14 protein-coding genes and 4 tRNA genes are annotated in these 16,738 nt (G+C 49.8%); 4 read left to right on the top strand and 14 right to left on the bottom strand.

Going from position 1 to position 16,738, the window contains the following annotated elements:
• Nucleotides 1-2: 2 nt before the first annotated feature.
• From leuC to DPRO_RS00710, 4 genes are all read right to left on the bottom strand, one after another.
• Nucleotides 3-1,262, bottom strand: a complete 1,260-nt coding sequence (gene leuC, locus DPRO_RS00725; protein WP_097010344.1) for a 3-isopropylmalate dehydratase large subunit — start codon at nucleotides 1,260-1,262, stop codon at nucleotides 3-5.
• Nucleotides 1,263-1,265: 3 nt separating this feature from the next.
• Entirely contained in the window at nucleotides 1,266-2,801 is a 1,536-nt protein-coding gene (locus DPRO_RS00720; RefSeq protein WP_097010343.1) for a 2-isopropylmalate synthase, read from the bottom strand.
• Between the two features lie 136 nt (nucleotides 2,802-2,937).
• On the bottom strand, nucleotides 2,938-3,708 hold the full coding sequence (gene pssA / locus DPRO_RS00715) for a CDP-diacylglycerol--serine O-phosphatidyltransferase (RefSeq protein ID WP_097010342.1): 771 nt from the start codon (nucleotides 3,706-3,708) through the stop codon (nucleotides 2,938-2,940).
• A gap of 29 nt (nucleotides 3,709-3,737) precedes the next feature.
• Nucleotides 3,738-4,385, bottom strand: coding sequence for a phosphatidylserine decarboxylase family protein (locus DPRO_RS00710; protein ID WP_097010341.1), 648 nt, complete (start codon nucleotides 4,383-4,385; stop codon nucleotides 3,738-3,740).
• Nucleotides 4,386-4,491: 106 nt separating this feature from the next.
• Here DPRO_RS00710 and DPRO_RS00705 point away from each other — a divergent pair, with 106 nt between their 5' ends.
• Both DPRO_RS00705 and DPRO_RS00700 read left to right on the top strand, forming a co-directional pair.
• Nucleotides 4,492-5,490 carry a metal-dependent hydrolase gene (locus tag DPRO_RS00705; protein WP_097010340.1) on the top strand — a complete coding sequence of 333 codons (999 nt, stop codon included), beginning with the start codon at nucleotides 4,492-4,494 and terminating at the stop codon, nucleotides 5,488-5,490.
• Between the two features lie 197 nt (nucleotides 5,491-5,687).
• Nucleotides 5,688-6,338 (top strand): hypothetical protein, encoded by a 651-nt coding sequence (locus DPRO_RS00700; RefSeq protein ID WP_097010339.1) that lies wholly within the window; start codon nucleotides 5,688-5,690, stop codon nucleotides 6,336-6,338.
• Here DPRO_RS00700 and DPRO_RS00695 read toward each other — a convergent pair.
• From DPRO_RS00695 to DPRO_RS00675, 5 genes are all read right to left on the bottom strand, one after another.
• Nucleotides 6,325-7,353 carry a hypothetical protein gene (locus DPRO_RS00695; protein ID WP_097010338.1) on the bottom strand — a complete coding sequence of 343 codons (1,029 nt, stop codon included), beginning with the start codon at nucleotides 7,351-7,353 and terminating at the stop codon, nucleotides 6,325-6,327. The two genes, DPRO_RS00700 and DPRO_RS00695, sit on opposite strands and share 14 nt — an antisense overlap.
• 219 nt (nucleotides 7,354-7,572) lie before the next feature.
• A tRNA-Gly gene (locus tag DPRO_RS00690) sits at nucleotides 7,573-7,647 on the bottom strand.
• Nucleotides 7,648-7,686: 39 nt separating this feature from the next.
• A tRNA-Gly gene (locus DPRO_RS00685) sits at nucleotides 7,687-7,761 on the bottom strand.
• 4 nt (nucleotides 7,762-7,765) lie between these two features.
• Nucleotides 7,766-7,840, bottom strand: a tRNA-Cys gene (locus tag DPRO_RS00680).
• A gap of 5 nt (nucleotides 7,841-7,845) precedes the next feature.
• A tRNA-Gly gene (locus tag DPRO_RS00675) sits at nucleotides 7,846-7,920 on the bottom strand.
• Nucleotides 7,921-8,136: 216 nt separating this feature from the next.
• Between DPRO_RS00675 and dksA the strand changes: the two genes are divergently transcribed.
• Nucleotides 8,137-8,499 (top strand): RNA polymerase-binding protein DksA, encoded by a 363-nt coding sequence (dksA, locus tag DPRO_RS00670; protein WP_097010337.1) that lies wholly within the window; start codon nucleotides 8,137-8,139, stop codon nucleotides 8,497-8,499.
• Between the two features lie 255 nt (nucleotides 8,500-8,754).
• A complete protein-coding gene (locus tag DPRO_RS00665; protein ID WP_322788581.1) occupies nucleotides 8,755-10,053 on the top strand; it encodes an NFACT RNA binding domain-containing protein in 1,299 nt (432 codons plus the stop codon).
• 11 nt (nucleotides 10,054-10,064) lie between these two features.
• Here DPRO_RS00665 and DPRO_RS00660 read toward each other — a convergent pair whose 3' ends face one another.
• The 5 genes from DPRO_RS00660 to DPRO_RS00640 all read right to left on the bottom strand — a co-directional run bounded on the left by DPRO_RS00660 (nucleotide 10,065) and on the right by DPRO_RS00640 (nucleotide 16,680).
• Complete coding sequence (locus tag DPRO_RS00660) at nucleotides 10,065-11,066, bottom strand: VgrG-related protein (protein ID WP_097010335.1); 1,002 nt, start codon at nucleotides 11,064-11,066, stop codon at nucleotides 10,065-10,067.
• Nucleotides 11,067-11,165: 99 nt separating this feature from the next.
• On the bottom strand, nucleotides 11,166-12,254 hold the full coding sequence (mutY, locus tag DPRO_RS00655) for an A/G-specific adenine glycosylase (protein WP_097010334.1): 1,089 nt from the start codon (nucleotides 12,252-12,254) through the stop codon (nucleotides 11,166-11,168).
• A gap of 12 nt (nucleotides 12,255-12,266) precedes the next feature.
• Nucleotides 12,267-13,013: a 2,3-diphosphoglycerate-dependent phosphoglycerate mutase gene (gene gpmA / locus DPRO_RS00650; protein WP_097010333.1), complete on the bottom strand. Its 747-nt coding sequence runs from the start codon at nucleotides 13,011-13,013 to the stop codon at nucleotides 12,267-12,269.
• 75 nt (nucleotides 13,014-13,088) lie between these two features.
• Nucleotides 13,089-15,710, bottom strand: a complete 2,622-nt coding sequence (locus DPRO_RS00645) for a tetratricopeptide repeat protein (RefSeq protein ID WP_232005661.1) — start codon at nucleotides 15,708-15,710, stop codon at nucleotides 13,089-13,091.
• A 109-nt stretch (nucleotides 15,711-15,819) separates the two neighbouring features.
• Nucleotides 15,820-16,680, bottom strand: a complete 861-nt coding sequence (locus DPRO_RS00640) for a glycosyltransferase family 2 protein (protein WP_097010331.1) — start codon at nucleotides 16,678-16,680, stop codon at nucleotides 15,820-15,822.
• Nucleotides 16,681-16,738: the final 58 nt, after the last annotated feature.

The following is a 16,738-nucleotide window of genomic DNA, read 5'->3' as shown; positions in this document are numbered from 1 at the left end:
TCCTACAGTTTTGCCGGGTTGATGATTTCACCAGCCACAGCGGACGCTGCAGCAACCGAGGGATTGGACAGAAATACTTCTGCTTCAAGTGATCCCATGCGACCTTTGAAATTGCGGTTTGTCGTAGCGATACAGCGCTCGCCACCAGCCAGAATACCCATGTGACCGCCCAGGCAGGGACCACAGGTCGGCGGACCGACAATACAACCGGCATCCATGAAGATCTCCATGAGCCCTTCCTTCATGCACGCTTTCCAGATGGAGGGAGTTGCAGGAAGAACGATACAACGAACGCGTTGATCAACCTTGCGCCCTTTCAGGATTGCTGCGGCCTCGCGCATATCTTCAATGCGTCCGTTAGTACAGGAACCTATGACAGCCTGATGAATCTTCAAACCGGAAGTTTCATCAACCGGCTTCACATTGTCGGGAAGATGCGGACAGGCAACCTGTGGCTCCATATTGGTAACATCAATATTCAGCACGCGCTCGTACTCGGCATCATCATCGGCAACCATGGTTTCGGCACCGCTGAACCCGGCAGCTTCGGCATAATCCAGCGTCTTCTGATCCACAGGGAACAGCCCGACCTTGCCTCCAGCTTCAATAGCCATGTTGGCAATGGTCATACGGCCTTCAATAGAAAGATCGTCTACTGCATCGCCGGAGTATTCGAGCGCCTTGTACAAAGCACCGGAAACGCCCAGTTGACCGATCTGATTCAAGACATAGTCTTTAGCGCCAACAAATTTCTTGGGCTTGCCTGTGATGTTGACCTTGATGGTCGGCGGAACCTTGAACCAAGTCTCGCCCAGCGCCATGGCTGCACCGACATCAGTAGAACCCATGCCGGTAGCAAATGCGCCCAATCCACCATAGGTACAGGTGTGGGAATCTGCGCCAATGACGACATCGCCGGGACCAACGATACCCTTTTCCGGCAACAGCGCGTGCTCGACGCCGACGTCACCGCACTCGTAGTAGTGGGTTACACCCATCTCTTCAGCAAACTCGCGAACAACCTTGACCTGCTCAGCGGAATCAATGTCTTTATTAGGGGTGAAGTGATCACACACCAAGGAGACTTTATCCTGGTCAAAGACCTTGGTAGCTCCCATCGCTTTGAATGATTTGATTGCCAAAGGTGCGGTGATGTCGTTTGCCAACACCATGGACACCTTGCACTGAACAATCTGTCCCGCCTCAGTTATTTGCTGATCCGTATGCTTTTGCAAGATCTTTTCTGCTAATGTATGCCCCATCGGTTACTTCTCCTCTTTCGTTTTTTCCAAACGGTTCAATGCGTTAATCATGGCCAACGCGCTTGCTTTCACCACGTCACCATCGTTGGCTCGGCCCACAGCCTTCACTCCATCGTGCTCAATGCGAACAGCGACACCGGCCAGGGCGTCGGAACCTTCAGTGACCGCATTAACCGAGTAAACTTCCAATTTGGGAGCGACTCCCACCAATGAATAAATGGACTGGAATACAGCGTCAATGGAACCTTCACCAAAGGAGCTGTTCTTCCTCACCTCAACATCCTCGCCTTCCTCTCCAAACTCCATGACAGTCGCTGCATGGGCAGGAACATCCCCTGTACCGCAGAAAACAGACATGTCGATCAAACGGAACTTGTCGCGACGACGATAGACACTCTCCAAAATAAGTGCTTCCACATCCTCATCAAAGACCTGCTCCTTGCGATCGGCCAAGTCCTTAACAGCCTGGAACAATGTTTTGACCTGATCAGGATCAAGCACGTAACCCAACTCTTCGGCCTTATTCTTGACCGCATGCGAACCGGAATGCTTTCCAATGACGATATCATTGGAAGTCCTTCCGATTGAATCAGGCGTCATGATTTCGTAGGTCAAACGATTCTTGATCACACCATCCTGATGAATACCGGATTCATGGGCGAACGCATTGGCGCCGACAATAGCCTTGTTAGGCGGAATCGGCATGCCGATAATTTGCGACAGACGACGGCAGGAAGGATACAATTGCTCGGTTACGACATTGGTCTCAACGTCATAGAGTTCCTTGCGCGTATTGATGGCCATGACGAGATCTTCCAGTGCAGCATTACCTGCACGCTCACCAATTCCCAACACGGTGCATTCCACCTGACGAGCACCGGCCTTGATGGCGGCGAGACTGTTGGCTACCGCTGACCCAAGATCATTATGACAATGAACGGATATGATCGCATCATCAATGTTGCGTACATTATCCATCAGGTACTTGATCATATCGTAGTATTCGAAGGGCTGGGTGTAGCCGACAGTGTCAGGGATGTTAACAACCGTTGCTCCCGCTTCAATTGCGGTCTCTGTCACCCTGACGAGGAAATCCCAATCCGAACGTGAGGCATCCTCAGCCGAGAACTCTACATTCTGGGTGTAGGATTTAGCATGTCGAACGGCTTTGTCGATCATCTCGACCACCTGCTCAGGCTCCTTACCCAGTTTATATTTCATATGAATGTCGCTGGTAGCCAGGAACGTGTGAATTCTGGGGTTACGAGCCTCTTTGATGGCCTCCCAGCAACGGTCGATGTCACCGGTAACGGCACGGCACAAACCTGCCACCTGCACCGATTCCACAGCCCGTGCAATCGCCTGAACAGCCTCGAAATCCCCTTGACTGGCAATGGGAAATCCAGCCTCGATCACATCAACACCAAGGGTTTCCAACTGGCGGGCCATCCGGATTTTCTCATCCAGGTTCATGGTTGCACCAGGAGACTGTTCACCATCACGCAACGTGGTATCAAAAACATACACTCTATCAGCCATGAGATCCTCCAATCTTGCCCCAATTTATAAGGGGAGTAGTCCAAATTGTATACAGAATATAGTTGTGCAAACACCATACGCATTGCGTATGGCGATTACCTGTCAGTACGACGTACTAATATGGGATGAGTGAGAGCTAACCTAGCTCTTCGCTGGAGCTATCCCTTAGTAGTCGCTTGCCACGGCGGGATAGTAGGAAAATGGTGTAGATCGGGCCGGAAAGAATGTAGCCCAGGAAAATGATGAAGCCCAGAACCTTCGGGCGGGATGCGACGAGAGAAAAGACCAAAATCGCAGTAACCATCCAGCTGAAGGGATGGGCCTTGAAGGCGCTGAATTCCTTGAAGGAATAAAAGCGGACGGTGCTAACCATGAAGAAGGAAAGCATATAGACGAGTACAAGCGTACCAATAGGCAATACGGTTTCTACGTACTGCTCAGGAACGTACTCCATGAAAAGGACCAATGTAGCCAGGGTGCAGGCTGCCGCTGGAATGGGAAGCCCGACAAAATGTTTTTTGGAACTGGTGGCAGCTTCGACATTGAAGCGAGCCAAACGCAGGGCTCCGCATGCAATGAAGAGGAATGCAGCCATCAATCCGAGGCGTCCGAAGCCGTCCAGCATCCACAAGTAGGTCATGGTTGCTGGAACAACGCCGAAAGCGACAAGGTCAGCAAGTGAGTCCAGTTGGACACCAAACTCACTAGTCGTACCGGTCAGGCGAGCCACCTTGCCGTCCAAGCCATCAAAGATGCAGCTTGAAAGGATACACAATGCGCAGGACGCATAGTCACCCTTGATCGCCCACGTGAGCCCCAAAAAGCCAATGAACAAGCTGGCAGTAGTCAGCATGTTAGGCAGAAGGTATACGCTCTTGTGTCGCGGCAGTTTATTTGGTGTCGCCATATTCAACCTTGTAACAGATTATCCGACAGTTAAGCCTTACGCTTCTCCGCCAGAGGAGTCTCGCCAGCGATGACCTTTTGTCCGACGCTGACAGTTGGTACATAACCATCAGGCATGTAAAGGTCAACTCTCGATCCAAACTTGATCAAACCGAATCGTTCTCCTCGCTTCAGTTTGTCCATGGGCTCGGCCCAGCAGACAATACGACGGGCGATAAGGCCTGCAATCTGAACCATGGTGAAGCGCTGGTTCCCCTTTCCTGTGACAACAACAATGTTACGTTCGTTGTCTTTGTGCGCCTTATCAAAAGAAGCATTGATAAACTTGCCGGGGACATAGCGAACCTGTTCGATTTTTCCCGAAACAGGCATGCGGTTGACGTGAACATTGAAGACGTTCATGAAGATCGCGATGACCTGGCGTTTTTCGCCGGTGATCGGATCTTCTTCACGTGTCACTTTGATGACTTTACCGTCGGCAGGAGAGCAAACGGCATCGGCATCTTCAGGAGCTACGCGTTCGGGATCGCGGAAAAAGTGTCCAACAAAACAAGTGACGCCCAGCATGAGCATGGTCATGAACCAGCAACCAAGAACCGCAAACAGCAATGTGGTGAAAGCGGATATAACAATATATGGGATGCCCTCAAGGGCGACGCCAACAGATGGTTTCAACATTTTTTCTCTAGCTCCTTCGCTGCAGATTGATCGCTATCTACCTTTAGTGAGAGCAAATCGCAAGTTTGTTTTTACAATACAGGGCGGTAAACGTATATTTTGAATTATGGACCCGATTACACATCTCTCATCCGGCTTAATGGGCGCCCTTGCCGCTCGCCCCTACTTCCCTAAATCCAGGTATTTCATACCTCTTTGTCTTCTTGCATCCTGGATTCCCGATGGGGATATCTTCTTTGGGAACGGCGACCCCGAGTTCTCCTTGTTACACCACAGAGGCATTACGACATCCTTTTTCGGAGGCGCGATCCTCGCTTTTGCCATGGCTTGGCTCATCAAACGCGCGATGCCAACAACCAGTTTTGGCCGGTCTTTTGTGTTATCATACTTTCTCATATGCACCCATATCTGGCTCGACCTGATCACCACGTACGGCACTCAAATTCTCGCACCATTCTCCAATCATCGATTTGCTCTGGATGGAGCGTTCATCATCGACCCTCTTTTTACGGGAATTGCATTACTTATTATAGTTGGTGCTCTCATTTATAAAAAGTCTCGCTCGCGAATAGCCTTGCTGGGGATGCTTTGGTTCTTCCTGTATCCTTTGACCAACATGGGGATTAGTGCGCATTTGGCAACGAAATACGCAGAGCGCCTCAATCAGCAAGGTATTCCGTACGAACATGTCCATGTCACTCCCGATGCACTCGCACCCAAGTACTGGAAGGTCGTCACCACCACCGGCCATATGTATATGCAAGACACCATTGTGCTCTTTGGAGACAAGGGGAATATCCAGCCGGAGCGGTACCGCCGAGCCGATGAGGGAATGTTGAAGACACTGGGCGAGCAGGATTCAATGTTCAGGACATATGCGTGGTTTGCCAAATGGCCGCACATGACCCAAAAGACCACGCCTGAAGGGAAGGAAATCACCTTTGGCGACCTTCGGTTTCAATCTACGAACCCTGTTTTAAAGAGGATATTCCAAGACAGACAGCCCCCGTTCACACTGACGGCCTATCTGGATGAAGATGGAGTTCTTACCGGCTGGAAGTTCATCAAGGGAGCCAGTTCTATCGGCGAAACCACGGAACGCTAATCCATGATCTGGTTCACACTCTCGCTGGCCGCAGCCTTTCTCATGGCTTCCAACTCGGCTTACATGAAACGATTCTTCTCCCATGTCTCTTCCTGGGAGATGTGTGTGATTCCATTTCTCTACTCAATCCCCTTTTGCGGAACCGGCTTATTGCTGGTTGACAAGCCTCCGATTGGACCTGGGTTGTCCCCGTTACCATGGTCGCAATCGTACTCCACTTCCGTGCCATCCACCTCTCCCCTCTTTCGCTGACGCTTCCATTTTTGAGCTTTACCCCGGTATTTGTGCTGCTGACCGGTGACATCATTTTAGATGAGCACATCAGCATGGCAGGAACAGCAGGAATGCTGCTTGTCGTCGTTGGTGGGTATGTAGTGAATCTGGACAGCGCCAGATATGGCGTGCTCGAACCGATACGCGCAATATTCAGGGAGCCAGGTTCCGGGCTCATGCTGATTGTGGCAGGTCTTTACGCGTTCGCATCGGTCGGCGGGAAAGTCATCATCATCAACTCGTCGCCGCTTTATGCAGGACTGTTGATTTTCTGCCTGCTCGGTCTGCTTGTCCCACTCATCCTGATCGGTGTGGGCAAGGCGTCTTTCAGGACGGTCACAGCGAAACCTCTATTGGGAATAGGATCCGGCCTGATACTCTTTCTGGAGGTCATCACGCACAACCTTGCCATGTCCATGGTGGCTGCGGCTTATATGATCACCATCAAACGAATGGCCGGGCTTTTTTCGGTCCTGTACGGATGGCTGCTTTTTAATGAAACAGGGATACGATACCGACTCATCGGCACTGGCATCATGACAGTCGGCGCAGCACTGATCGTTACTCTCGGATAATCCTTTCCTCAATCAGAAAGGAGTAGAAATCCTGCCCGATCTTGTGCATGGGCAACACAGCTCCTTCAATGATGAGCCCCTGCGGGGTGAAAACCGCATCTGCATACTCCTGCGGAACCATATATCCATTCTCGCGCACAAGGATGAGCGAGGAGCCATCAGCCCCGCTATGGGCGATAATACCATCTGGAAAAAACACTGTTTTCTCCGAAGTTGGCACTACCGACAAAAAGGTTTTGTATTTGTCAAAGAAATTTTCTGAGCAAAGGGACTGCTGAATGCCCGCTACCATTTCGTTTGCAACATGGCTAACCTTCCGACCCCGAAGGATTCCATAGGCGTTCTTGCGGGTCGCATCCGCCAGCATGACGCTGCCCATTCCCAGTGAATGGATGAGATCATGGGTTCTCTCGCCGGAGATCGGGTCGGTCTGATATCCATACGTTTGAATATCATCAAATCCACTTCTGTACGCCTGCACCTGCTGAGCAAGCAGCATGATCCCGGTTCCAGCTCCAATATCCACGCCGACAAAAGGCCCTTCCCATGATTTGTGCAGCCCCGCCTGCCCGATGACGGCACGCATCACATGCGCTGCTCTAGGAGCGTCAGCCAGCACTCGCAGAACAGAAGACCACTGCCGCATACTATTCATGACCTCAATATCGTCCGTCGGCTCATTGAGACTTTGATGTCGGGAGAACTGCTCATACAGGAACGATATGTCTTTGTATGCCACCTTTTCCTGGTGAGCCCCGTCATGAACGTAAGCAAAGAAGTACTTTACTGCGATGTTCAGATACAAGGCATCATCCAACACCACATCAGGATCGCACATCTTCTCGATATCTGATGCCAGACTCGATGAGGAATAAAATTCCGGAGCAATGGCGCTTTCGAAAACAGGAAGAGCGGAGGCGAAATTTCGAGCCTGCATTCCCACGGAGAAGAGTGAATATCCGCCAGGAGCGATGTCCTTTTCTTGGCGCGTGATGTTATGGTGGCTGTTTTTCATATCTCATCCAGGAAGTTTAAGTTGGGAAAAGATTTCCGATCACCACCGGTTTTGCACGGACTGTACCGAACAGACCACATGACAGAGAAAAACAAGAATCGATCTTGTTTTCTTATCATCCCACCACATCGGAGGAGACACTAACAATATGTTTTTATTGGAAGAGAGCGATAATAAAACACAAAAAAAGCCGACCCATACGGATCGGCTTGAAATTTCTGGAGCGGGAAACGAGATTTGAACTCGCGACTTCAACCTTGGCAAGGTTGCACTCTACCACTGAGTTATTCCCGCTTTGGGAAAGGCCGGTCCTGTTGGACCGGCCGGTATGTCTGGAGCGGGAAACGAGATTTGAACTCGCGACTTCAACCTTGGCAAGGTTGCACTCTACCACTGAGTTATTCCCGCAAACTGGAGGCGACATCCGGATTTGAACCGGAGAATGGAGGTTTTGCAGACCTCTGCCTTACCACTTGGCTATGTCGCCTTTTTTGGAGCGGGAAACGAGATTTGAACTCGCGACTTCAACCTTGGCAAGGTTGCACTCTACCACTGAGTTATTCCCGCCCTCAAAAGCGAATCACTGTTTAACCGTGTGACCGTCAGGTGTCAAGCGTCTTTTTAATTTTTTCTTTTCTATTACATAGAAAGAAGTAACTGTTTTTTATCATTTTATGGAAACGCTTTACATTTGCTGGCTTTTGAGTATACCTACGCGCTTTAATTTGGTATTTTTATAGGATACAACTCCCAATTGACTTTTTGACTCCAAGGGAGAGAATTATGGACGCTAAAGACCTTCAGTTCTTCAAAGACATGCTCAACGGTATGCTGGATGACACGCTGCGCAAGAGCGAAGCAACCATCGAGGACATGACCGAATCTGGTGAGGTTTACGCCGATCCGGCTGATCGAGCTACTGCAGAATCAGACCGCGCCTTCACTTTGCGTCTCCGTGATCGTGAACGTAAGCTCGTCAAGAAGATTCAGAAAGCTGTCGATCGCATTGATGATGGTGATTTTGGTATTTGCCAGGAGTGCGGAGATGATATCTCTATCCCGCGTCTCAAGGCTCGTCCCATGACCACCTTGTGCATCAACTGCAAGAGCAAACAGGAAGAAGACGAAGCAGTTCGCGGCGACTAAGCTGTTTTTGCTTTGCTTTTTCTTTACAGCCCGTAAGCCATGGAAGCCAACTTCTTTCGCTTCCTCGCAGCCGAAATCGGGGTCTTCTTAGTTGGCCGTCGAATAGACAAAGTATTCGGACCGGCCCCAGGAGTGTGGACGCTTAAGATTCAGAACTCAGGCGCCCCCCTTCATCTTCTTTTCAGGCCTGCTAAAACAGCAGGACACTTATTTCTGTCTCCTATAAAACCCGTTAATCCTGCCAATGCACCAGCTATGGCCATGTGGTTTCGCAAGCGACTTCGCAACAGAAAGGTGCTTGACTGGCATCTGGACTGGCCCAATTTACGGCTGGCACTGCATCTTTCACCTCGCAACCACCCTCCGTGTGACGACTATCTCATTTTCGACATCCGCAATGGAATGGAATTTGTTGAAGAACTGGATTCAGACTTCGACAAACAACCGGAATGGCCCACACTGGAAGAAGCGATCGAGGATTCCGAAATTTGGCGGGAATACCCACACCTTTCTCCTCCGCTCAGGAAAGCGCTCTCATCTCTCCCGGAAGAAGACGCTCATCTTTTTTACCTGAGCATTGCCAGCGGCACTTCCACTAATTTCCATCTATGCAAAACCGCTCAAGGCTGGCAGTCCCCCACAGTATGGGGCTGTCACGGTGACGGAGAGCTGTTCAATTCAGCTTTGGACGCCTCCAACGCTTTTGGTGAACGCACTCTCTTCACCATGATGGAGATGGAAGAGGAAAAGCCCACGCAAACACTCCTGAAACGCGCCCGCAAGAAGGTTAATCGAAACCTGGCTCGCCTCGACCAGGAGGAAGAGCGCCTTAAACGGTTAGCGGCGGAAAAAATCAAGGCTGAAGCCATGCAGGCGGAGCTATATCGATTCAAAAACGAGGAAGGACTGGAAGAGGTAACTGTTGAGCACCCGAAACACGGTGTGATGACCGTTCCACTCAATCCCTACCTGTCGCCGACGGAAAACATGGAGCTGTATTTCAAGAAAGCCGACAAGGCTGACCGTGGTTTCCCTCATGTACGCCGAAGGAGAAAAGAGCTGGAGGCTGAACTGGAACGTTTGACCAACGGCACACTGCCGGACAACCACCAACCTGCCCCGGAGAAGGAACAGGTTACCGGCCCACCGTCACTGCCCAAGCGGTACAAAGGGCTTGCCGTATCGCTATTCAAATCGAGTGACGGATTCACCATCGTGCGCGGGAAAAATAAAAAAGCCAATCACGACATCATCAGCAAGGCAGCCAGTCCGTTTGACTACTGGTTTCATATTGCTGATGGACCTAGCTCACACGTTATTCTTCGCAGGGACCACCCAGGACATGAAGTACCCGATGCCACACTTGAGGAAGCTGCAATTCTTTGCGCGCTGAAAAGCTACCGTAAGGAAGACGGCAAAGCTGACGTCATGTATGCTCTGGTCAAGGATGTGCGAAAGGTAAAAGGCTTTGCCCACGGCCAGGTCGTGGTTGATCAAAAGCTTGGGACAATTCGCGTGGATATCGACCCAGACCTAGAGCAAAAACTTAGCTAGGCATTACGATTTTATACGATCCGGCTCAGCCCAGATCCCAACATGTTCATGGCGATCGTTTTCTCAGAATCAAATCTGTTGGCAACAGCTTCCTGAACCCGCTTGGTGGATGAACCGAACTGCCCTTTACGGACATCGTAGACCCCTTCGATCAATTGCGCATTGAAATCTCCGCTTTCGAGACCACCAACAAATCGATCAATGACCTTCTCGAAAATTCGAGCAGCTCCTGTAGGCCCGTGCTGCACGGATGTCGACCAGAGTACTTCCTGAAGAGCATTCGGGGCTTTCTCGAAATCAAGTCCCGTCTTTTGCATAATCATCCGTCTTGCCGGATCATAGGTCTCTGATTCAATAAAATCGTGCTGTAAACGCTCGAATCGCTCAGGAATTCCCTCTGCCAACTGGCGCCACACCGTAGGCATTTGACCTTCTTTCGAGCCAGTATTGGCAGGTCCTGCTTCTCGCAACCGCTCGGCTACATCCGGCGCATTGGCATCGAGGTAATTCAGGAAACGGTCCATGGTCCCGGGCCGGGAAGCAATCTGATACTTTCCATAGGATGTTCCGCCAACCCTGTCATAGCCTATGGTAGCAATGCCGCTGGTTCCAGACTCAAACTGAGCAGACAGTCCGCCGAGAAACTTGTTTGATTCAACCGCTGACTTCTCAACAACAGGTGGTTGAACAGATGGCAGAGAATTAGAAGGCTGTGCTTTGTTAGCAACAGGGCGTGCAAGAGCGCCGGATTCTGAACGCATCAATCGAGTGATAGTAGTCAGCGCCTCCATCATCATCGCATCATTAATGAATGAGGTGTCAAATCCGCCAAGAGAACTCCCCTCCCCTCGCTCTACTGACCCTTCTCCAAAAAGATTGCGCGTCATCTGCATTTGCATGTCGAAGGCTTTCTTCAACCCCGCATTGCGAACACTGTTATCGCCACCCTTGCCTGACTGGTCGGATAATTTTGCTGCTATTGCATGGTAATCGTTTATGGACCCCAAAGACATGTCACTTCTCCTGCGTCAAATATTTGGCCCCAGAGAGGCCTCCGCAAAGGAGTAAGCAAACAGTGTGCCTTAGAGTGTAACAATCTGTAATAGAAGAGGTTACTTCAAGTTGTCGAACCATGCTTCATCGAGCATGCATTCGATAAGACGCCTGTGGCCGGCTGGGAAAGCATAACTTGATAAGGACTCAGGGGATACGAACTGCCCGGTTACCGCTTCGTTAAAAACAGGTTTGAGCTGCCCGTTATTGGCCGAATGGCACAGATAACAATGCATGGTGACTCGATACTTTGTATAGGAGTAGGATACGACAGTTATTTTTTCTGCTGGATAAATTTCCAGCTCAACCTCTTCCATATACTCCCTGACCAGAGCCTCCCGAGGGGTTTCGCCTTTTTCAACACATCCGCCAGGGAATTCCCACAAGCCCGGCCAGACATCATCTGGCTTTCGCTTTTGAATCAATACCTTATCATTATACACCAGTACACCGGTCGCCATTTCGATATGAATGGCCTTACGCTTCCGGGGGAGAACAGGACGTTCACCAGTTGTTCCATTGGCAAAAGCTGCGCAATGCTGACTCATCGGACACTGATCACAGTCAGGTCGTTTAGAGCAAATCATCGCGCCGAACTCCATCAGGGCCTGATTGAAATCACCGGGACGTTTCTCAGGAATCAGAGGTAACACAGCCTGCTCGACTTCTTGCTTAACCTTAGCCGCCTTGACCGGCTCTGCAATATCCAGCAAGCGCGCAAAGACGCGCAACACATTGGCATCCACGGCTGGTGCGACCTTGTTGAATGCAATACTGGCTATAGCTCCGGCTGTGTATGCACCAATACCCGGCAACGCCTGAATCTGTTTGATTTCATCAGGAAAAACACCAGCATGATCCGTAAGAATCAACTCAGCAGCTTTACGGATATTTTTGGCCCGGCTATAGTATCCTAGCCCTTCCCAAACCTTAAGAACCTCTTCTTCAGAAGCCGCTGCCAACGATCCCAGATCGGGGTATCGCTCCATCCAGCGCCGCCAATAGGCAACCACACGCTCCATCTGGGTTTGCTGGGCCATAATTTCGGATATCCAGACACCGTAAGGCTCAGGATTGCTACGCCATGGGAGATCCCGGCGATTCGCATCATACCACTGCAATAAATGTTCTGTGAATGTTCGGTCCATGACCGGATGGGTTTACCCACCCTTGGCTTGATTGGCAACAGCTTCCGCGGCCTTGGCTGCGGCCTCCTGGTCGCCAAGATAGTACCGGCGAATAGCCTTCAGGTCAGCGTCGAGATCATACACCAATGGCAACCCAGTGGGGATGTTGAGTTTGGTGATATCCTCGTCATTCATTCCATCCAGGTATTTAACCAACCCTCTTAGCGAGTTGCCGTGCGCAACAATCAAAACACGTTTACCAGAACGGATGGCAGGCTCCATCGTCTGGAACCAGTATGGCATGGTCCGGTCAATCGTCATTTTCAACGATTCACACACAGGCAACTCTTCTGATGAGAGCGAGGCATATCGAGGTTCATTGGCCGGATGTCTCTCATCGTCCTGCTCCAACGCCGGAGGAGGCGTATCGAAGCTGCGACGCCAGACAAAGACTTGATCATCTCCATACTTTGCAGCGGTTTCAGTCTTGTTCAAGCCTTGCAAGGCACCATAGTGTCGCTCATTCAAGCGCCATGTTTTGAACACGGGAATCCAGAACAGGTCCATTTCTTCCTGAACCAGCCACAATGTACGAACAGCCCTTTTCAAATAGGATGTATAGGCGAGATCAAAGGTAAAACCTTCCTCAAGGAGAAGCTTGGCCCCTGCTATAGCCTCATTCACTCCCTGCGCGGTCAGATCAACGTCAGTCCAGCCGGTAAACCTGTTAGACAGGTTCCATTCACTCTGACCATGACGAATCAACACGAGTTTATGCATAATACCTCCATGATTTTCTCAGGACTAGAGTATTACGCACTTCGCGTCTTTATGAGAAGTAGTGAAATAAAATTATCAATAGCGACGAGGGGCAGCCTTTCGTAGCTCATCATCAAGCTGCTCAAACAGTTCACGCTTCCTTTTATCAAAGGAAAAAGCGCTTTTGATTGCGGCCACAGCCAGACAGACGATACTGAGGATAATGACCAGCCCTTTAGTAACTTCCCACTGTTGCTGACGAATGGAGTCTAGTATCCAGTTCCCCTGCACATCCTGAGTAAAGTAAAGCGTTGCAGGGATAGCCACCAGAGCCAGACCCAACCCAATGAGCTCCAGCCAAATAAAGTTTCGCCCCAGCATAAGCACGAATAACGTGCTGTCACGAATGATCCGCAAGGTAACCAGGCGTTTTTGCAGTTGCGCTATGCGCTCCTCAATCTCTTCAAGCAACATGGTGGCTCGCCTGAATGTTTCTGCATTAGAAAGATGCTGCGTTTTAATCCAGTTGATCTTGTCCACGCAGAAATTGAAATCTTTGTTGAAATCAAGCAACAACCGCGGAAAAGGAAACCATGCCGCTTCCTTTTGAATGTTTCGAACGACATCCGATTGGTATTCGAGTTCAGAGTCTATTCGTTTAGTTTCCCGCTTGATTTCCGAGTCCAGATTACTTTTGAAGCGGTCTGCTCCACGCATGAACATCCGATAGGCAACATAGTTGTTGGTTTGACCAAGTTTGGCCAGCCTATCCAGTTCTTCGATTGCAGGTTCATAAAATGAATGATTTGCGTCAAAGCGACTTGCTATATCCTTCTTCAATGCCTCGACACGTTCACGGACACTCTTCACTTCTCTATCCGCTTCTGCCCATCGCTCCCAAAGAGTGCTCATTAATTGCACTCGGCCACGATCAAGCTCAGGATCCACCAGAATTCTATTGAAGATGTGAGGATCACGATCAACAAGGTCCATGAAAAGATCCATGGCCTGACCAGTAAAGCCCATCTTCACCATACACACACCCTGGCGATAAACTGGATCGATCCAGGTGGGAGCTTTGGTGTTGACATTCTTATAGGTGTTGATTGCTTCCTTGAGATTCCCTTCAATCTCCATAAGACGTCCTTGAAGATAGGCCAAATAGGACTGCTGCATCGGCGTGTAGCTCATCCGTTCGGCTTCCTGCCAATGGAACATGGCCTGAGTAGGATCACCCTTCTCCATATACCAGAAGCCCCACAAACAATGAGGCTGATAGCTTCTGGGATACTTGACCTGTGCCTCCCGAATGAGGCCTTCCATTTCCTCCAGTTCGCCCTGCTCCAAGAGGTCTACGGCCTCCCACACATAGTCCCCTTCCTGAGGGGCCAACTGCTTAAGTCCGTCAGCCCACTCCTTGCTTCGACTTCGCCAAACGATCTTCATCGTACGAACCTGGGACGGCACGTTGATCTCGAAAACCGCCTTGGCCATTAGGGACTCCAATCCCTCCGAAGAAGACAAAGTCGCAGACATGGACTCAGAATAATTATCCAAAGAGACCGCTGTATCCATTTCCGCAAATCCCTTGGAAAAATCTTTCATGTCTATTTTTGCCAAAGAACTCCAAACACCGGGCCGAGGTTTCTGAATACTCTTTGACGGACAGTTCGCTGCCTTATGATTGAATTGTCCGCAGTAGTAACAACTCTCTCCTTCACGCCCCAGCAGCACACTCGGCAAAACAACCTGAATAGTGCCATGGTCCAGCCTCTCTGTCCCATCCCGCAGCGCTATGGTGCACCACGAATCGAGAGAAAGGGCCTCAGTCCCATACGTGGCCTCATTCATGCGAAACCACTCAGAAAGCATGAGTCCTTCCATGAAATGGACATGCGGATAGTCGGGGGCCAGCCGATTCCAATCCAAGCCAATCTTTTTTGGAAGATCGACGGAAAATGAAAGATTCTTCTGGCCGACAGCCACCATGATAATGGGCCAGTACATGCGTTCGGGATCATCTTTCACTCGTTTTATGAGTGTTAGAATCTCGGTGCAGAAAGAGCGCAATAAATTAAATGAATCCAGTGGGAAGAATAAGAACCCTTCCTCTACATCGGATATGTACTTGAGCCCCATTCGTTGCAGCAGTTCCACAATTTCCGTGGAAAAATCTCGCCACCCCAAAATGGCTTCCTTGTCAGCCTTGTTTCCTAGCGGCTTGATGACAAAATACCACCTGCGACTGGACTCGTAGTCCATCCCCTGGTCCGCATGCATGAAGAGCCATTCGACCGGAGCCAACCCATCGACTCCACCGAGCACCTGTGTACGCAAGCCAGCTACGGATTCAATTTCTGTCTTCAGTTTGGGATGAATCAGCAATTCAAATTCATGTGGAAAATTGGCGTCCTGTCTGTCCAGCTCTGGAGAAATGGAAATGGCGTGCTGACTTTCATAGTCGACAAGGAATGTCATCGGTATGAGCTGACACATGACAGGCATAGGGTTGACTCTCGCCCAAACCTGAAGTCGCGCCAAAGCTCGAACTATCTCGGAGGTATTGCAAAACCAAAGCGCCTGATTCGCTTCCTCTGCAATGCACAACGCACCATATTCCCGCAGTGTGTTGGGAACCGCCTTGTTGAGCTTTTCCTTCCAGACAATCCAAACACCAAATCCCGATGCAACCAACCGGGACTGGCTAATCTCTGGCAAAGAATCCAATAAACTGGCTATGGACGGCACTGGCACCTCTCGTATGTCACGCTACAGACTGTCAAAGGGTCACATCTCAATAGAAGGTTTCGCAGGAAATCTTATCCACTTAACACAAAGTATTAAGTGGAACTTTCTTCCCTTCTTTCACACTGCAAAACAGGTTCCAAACCTGTTCACCTTCGTCCGTTTTACCCCTTTTTTCGCACCCTTGCATGTATATCCTAGCTTTGTTTTCGAGCTCCGCCAAAGCAACCGTTTTCTGTTCAGCGTCAAGATCCCAACATTGAACTATTTTGATTAATGCCTGAATTCTATACTTGTCTGGACATGGAATGCAGTTTGACAACTGATCATCTCGCCCCCCATGTTTTATCGTCAATGGTTTCGGAACGAGTCCAACAGGGTACAGCAAACATGCTCTGAGCCACATGTCATAATCTTCGCAGGACAGCATTCCGGTATCAAAAGGCCCGATTTTTTCCCAGACCTGACGAGTAAACATGGTACATGACGGACTGATCAGACACATATTAAGGGATTTTTCAAAGAACCACCCTTCAAGCTTCGCGTATTTTGCCGGCTGATTAACACGCTTGCCATTACGAACCCATATTTCATCAGTCTGACAGATTTCAAAACCCTTTTCAGACATGTAGCGCAATTGTGTTTCAAGTTTATCCGGGAACCACTCGTCATCGGAATCAAGCAACGCCAGAACTTCCCCTCTACTCTCTGCGATCCCGGTATTTCTGGCAGCAGAAACACCTTGATTTTTTTGGTAAAGGTAGACGATACGGCTGTCGTCGTAGCTGGCGATCAATTCTTTAGTGCCATCGATCGAACCATCATCAACCACGATCAGTTCCCAACTTTCGTATGTTTGTGCCAATACGGAATCAATGGCTTTGGGCAAAAATGATTCACGATTATAAGTAGGCATTATGATTGATATCAGCGTATCTTTCATGCGTGTAATTTCCTTGCGTTAACGAAAATGAACTGTCATGTTGGCATTTAGTAAAACT

The sequence above is a fragment of the Pseudodesulfovibrio profundus genome, from assembly GCF_900217235.1.
GTDB classification, from domain to species: Bacteria; Desulfobacterota; Desulfovibrionia; order Desulfovibrionales; family Desulfovibrionaceae; genus Pseudodesulfovibrio; species Pseudodesulfovibrio profundus.
The sequence above is the reverse complement of the archived record's forward strand: the minus strand, read 5'-3'. Positions and strand labels throughout refer to the sequence as shown.

Bases quoted from the DNA above. Each gene is read 5' to 3' on its own strand.
- DPRO_RS00660 (WP_097010335.1), bottom strand. From the start codon at position 11,066: ATGTCTTTGGGGTCCATAAACGATTACCATGCAATAGCAGCAAAATTA.
- DPRO_RS00710 (WP_097010341.1), bottom strand. From the start codon at position 4,385: ATGTTGAAACCATCTGTTGGCGTCGCCCTTGAGGGCATCCCATATATT.
- leuC (WP_097010344.1), bottom strand. From the start codon at position 1,262: ATGGGGCATACATTAGCAGAAAAGATCTTGCAAAAGCATACGGATCAG.
- DPRO_RS00640 (WP_097010331.1), bottom strand. From the start codon at position 16,680: ATGAAAGATACGCTGATATCAATCATAATGCCTACTTATAATCGTGAA.
- DPRO_RS00705 (WP_097010340.1), top strand. From the start codon at position 4,492: ATGGACCCGATTACACATCTCTCATCCGGCTTAATGGGCGCCCTTGCC.
- pssA (WP_097010342.1), bottom strand. From the start codon at position 3,708: ATGGCGACACCAAATAAACTGCCGCGACACAAGAGCGTATACCTTCTG.
- DPRO_RS00665 (WP_322788581.1), top strand. From the start codon at position 8,755: ATGGCCATGTGGTTTCGCAAGCGACTTCGCAACAGAAAGGTGCTTGAC.
- mutY (WP_097010334.1), bottom strand. From the start codon at position 12,254: ATGGACCGAACATTCACAGAACATTTATTGCAGTGGTATGATGCGAAT.
- DPRO_RS00695 (WP_097010338.1), bottom strand. From the start codon at position 7,353: ATGAAAAACAGCCACCATAACATCACGCGCCAAGAAAAGGACATCGCT.
- DPRO_RS00720 (WP_097010343.1), bottom strand. From the start codon at position 2,801: ATGGCTGATAGAGTGTATGTTTTTGATACCACGTTGCGTGATGGTGAA.
- gpmA (WP_097010333.1), bottom strand. From the start codon at position 13,013: ATGCATAAACTCGTGTTGATTCGTCATGGTCAGAGTGAATGGAACCTG.
- dksA (WP_097010337.1), top strand. From the start codon at position 8,137: ATGGACGCTAAAGACCTTCAGTTCTTCAAAGACATGCTCAACGGTATG.
- DPRO_RS00700 (WP_097010339.1), top strand. From the start codon at position 5,688: ATGGTCGCAATCGTACTCCACTTCCGTGCCATCCACCTCTCCCCTCTT.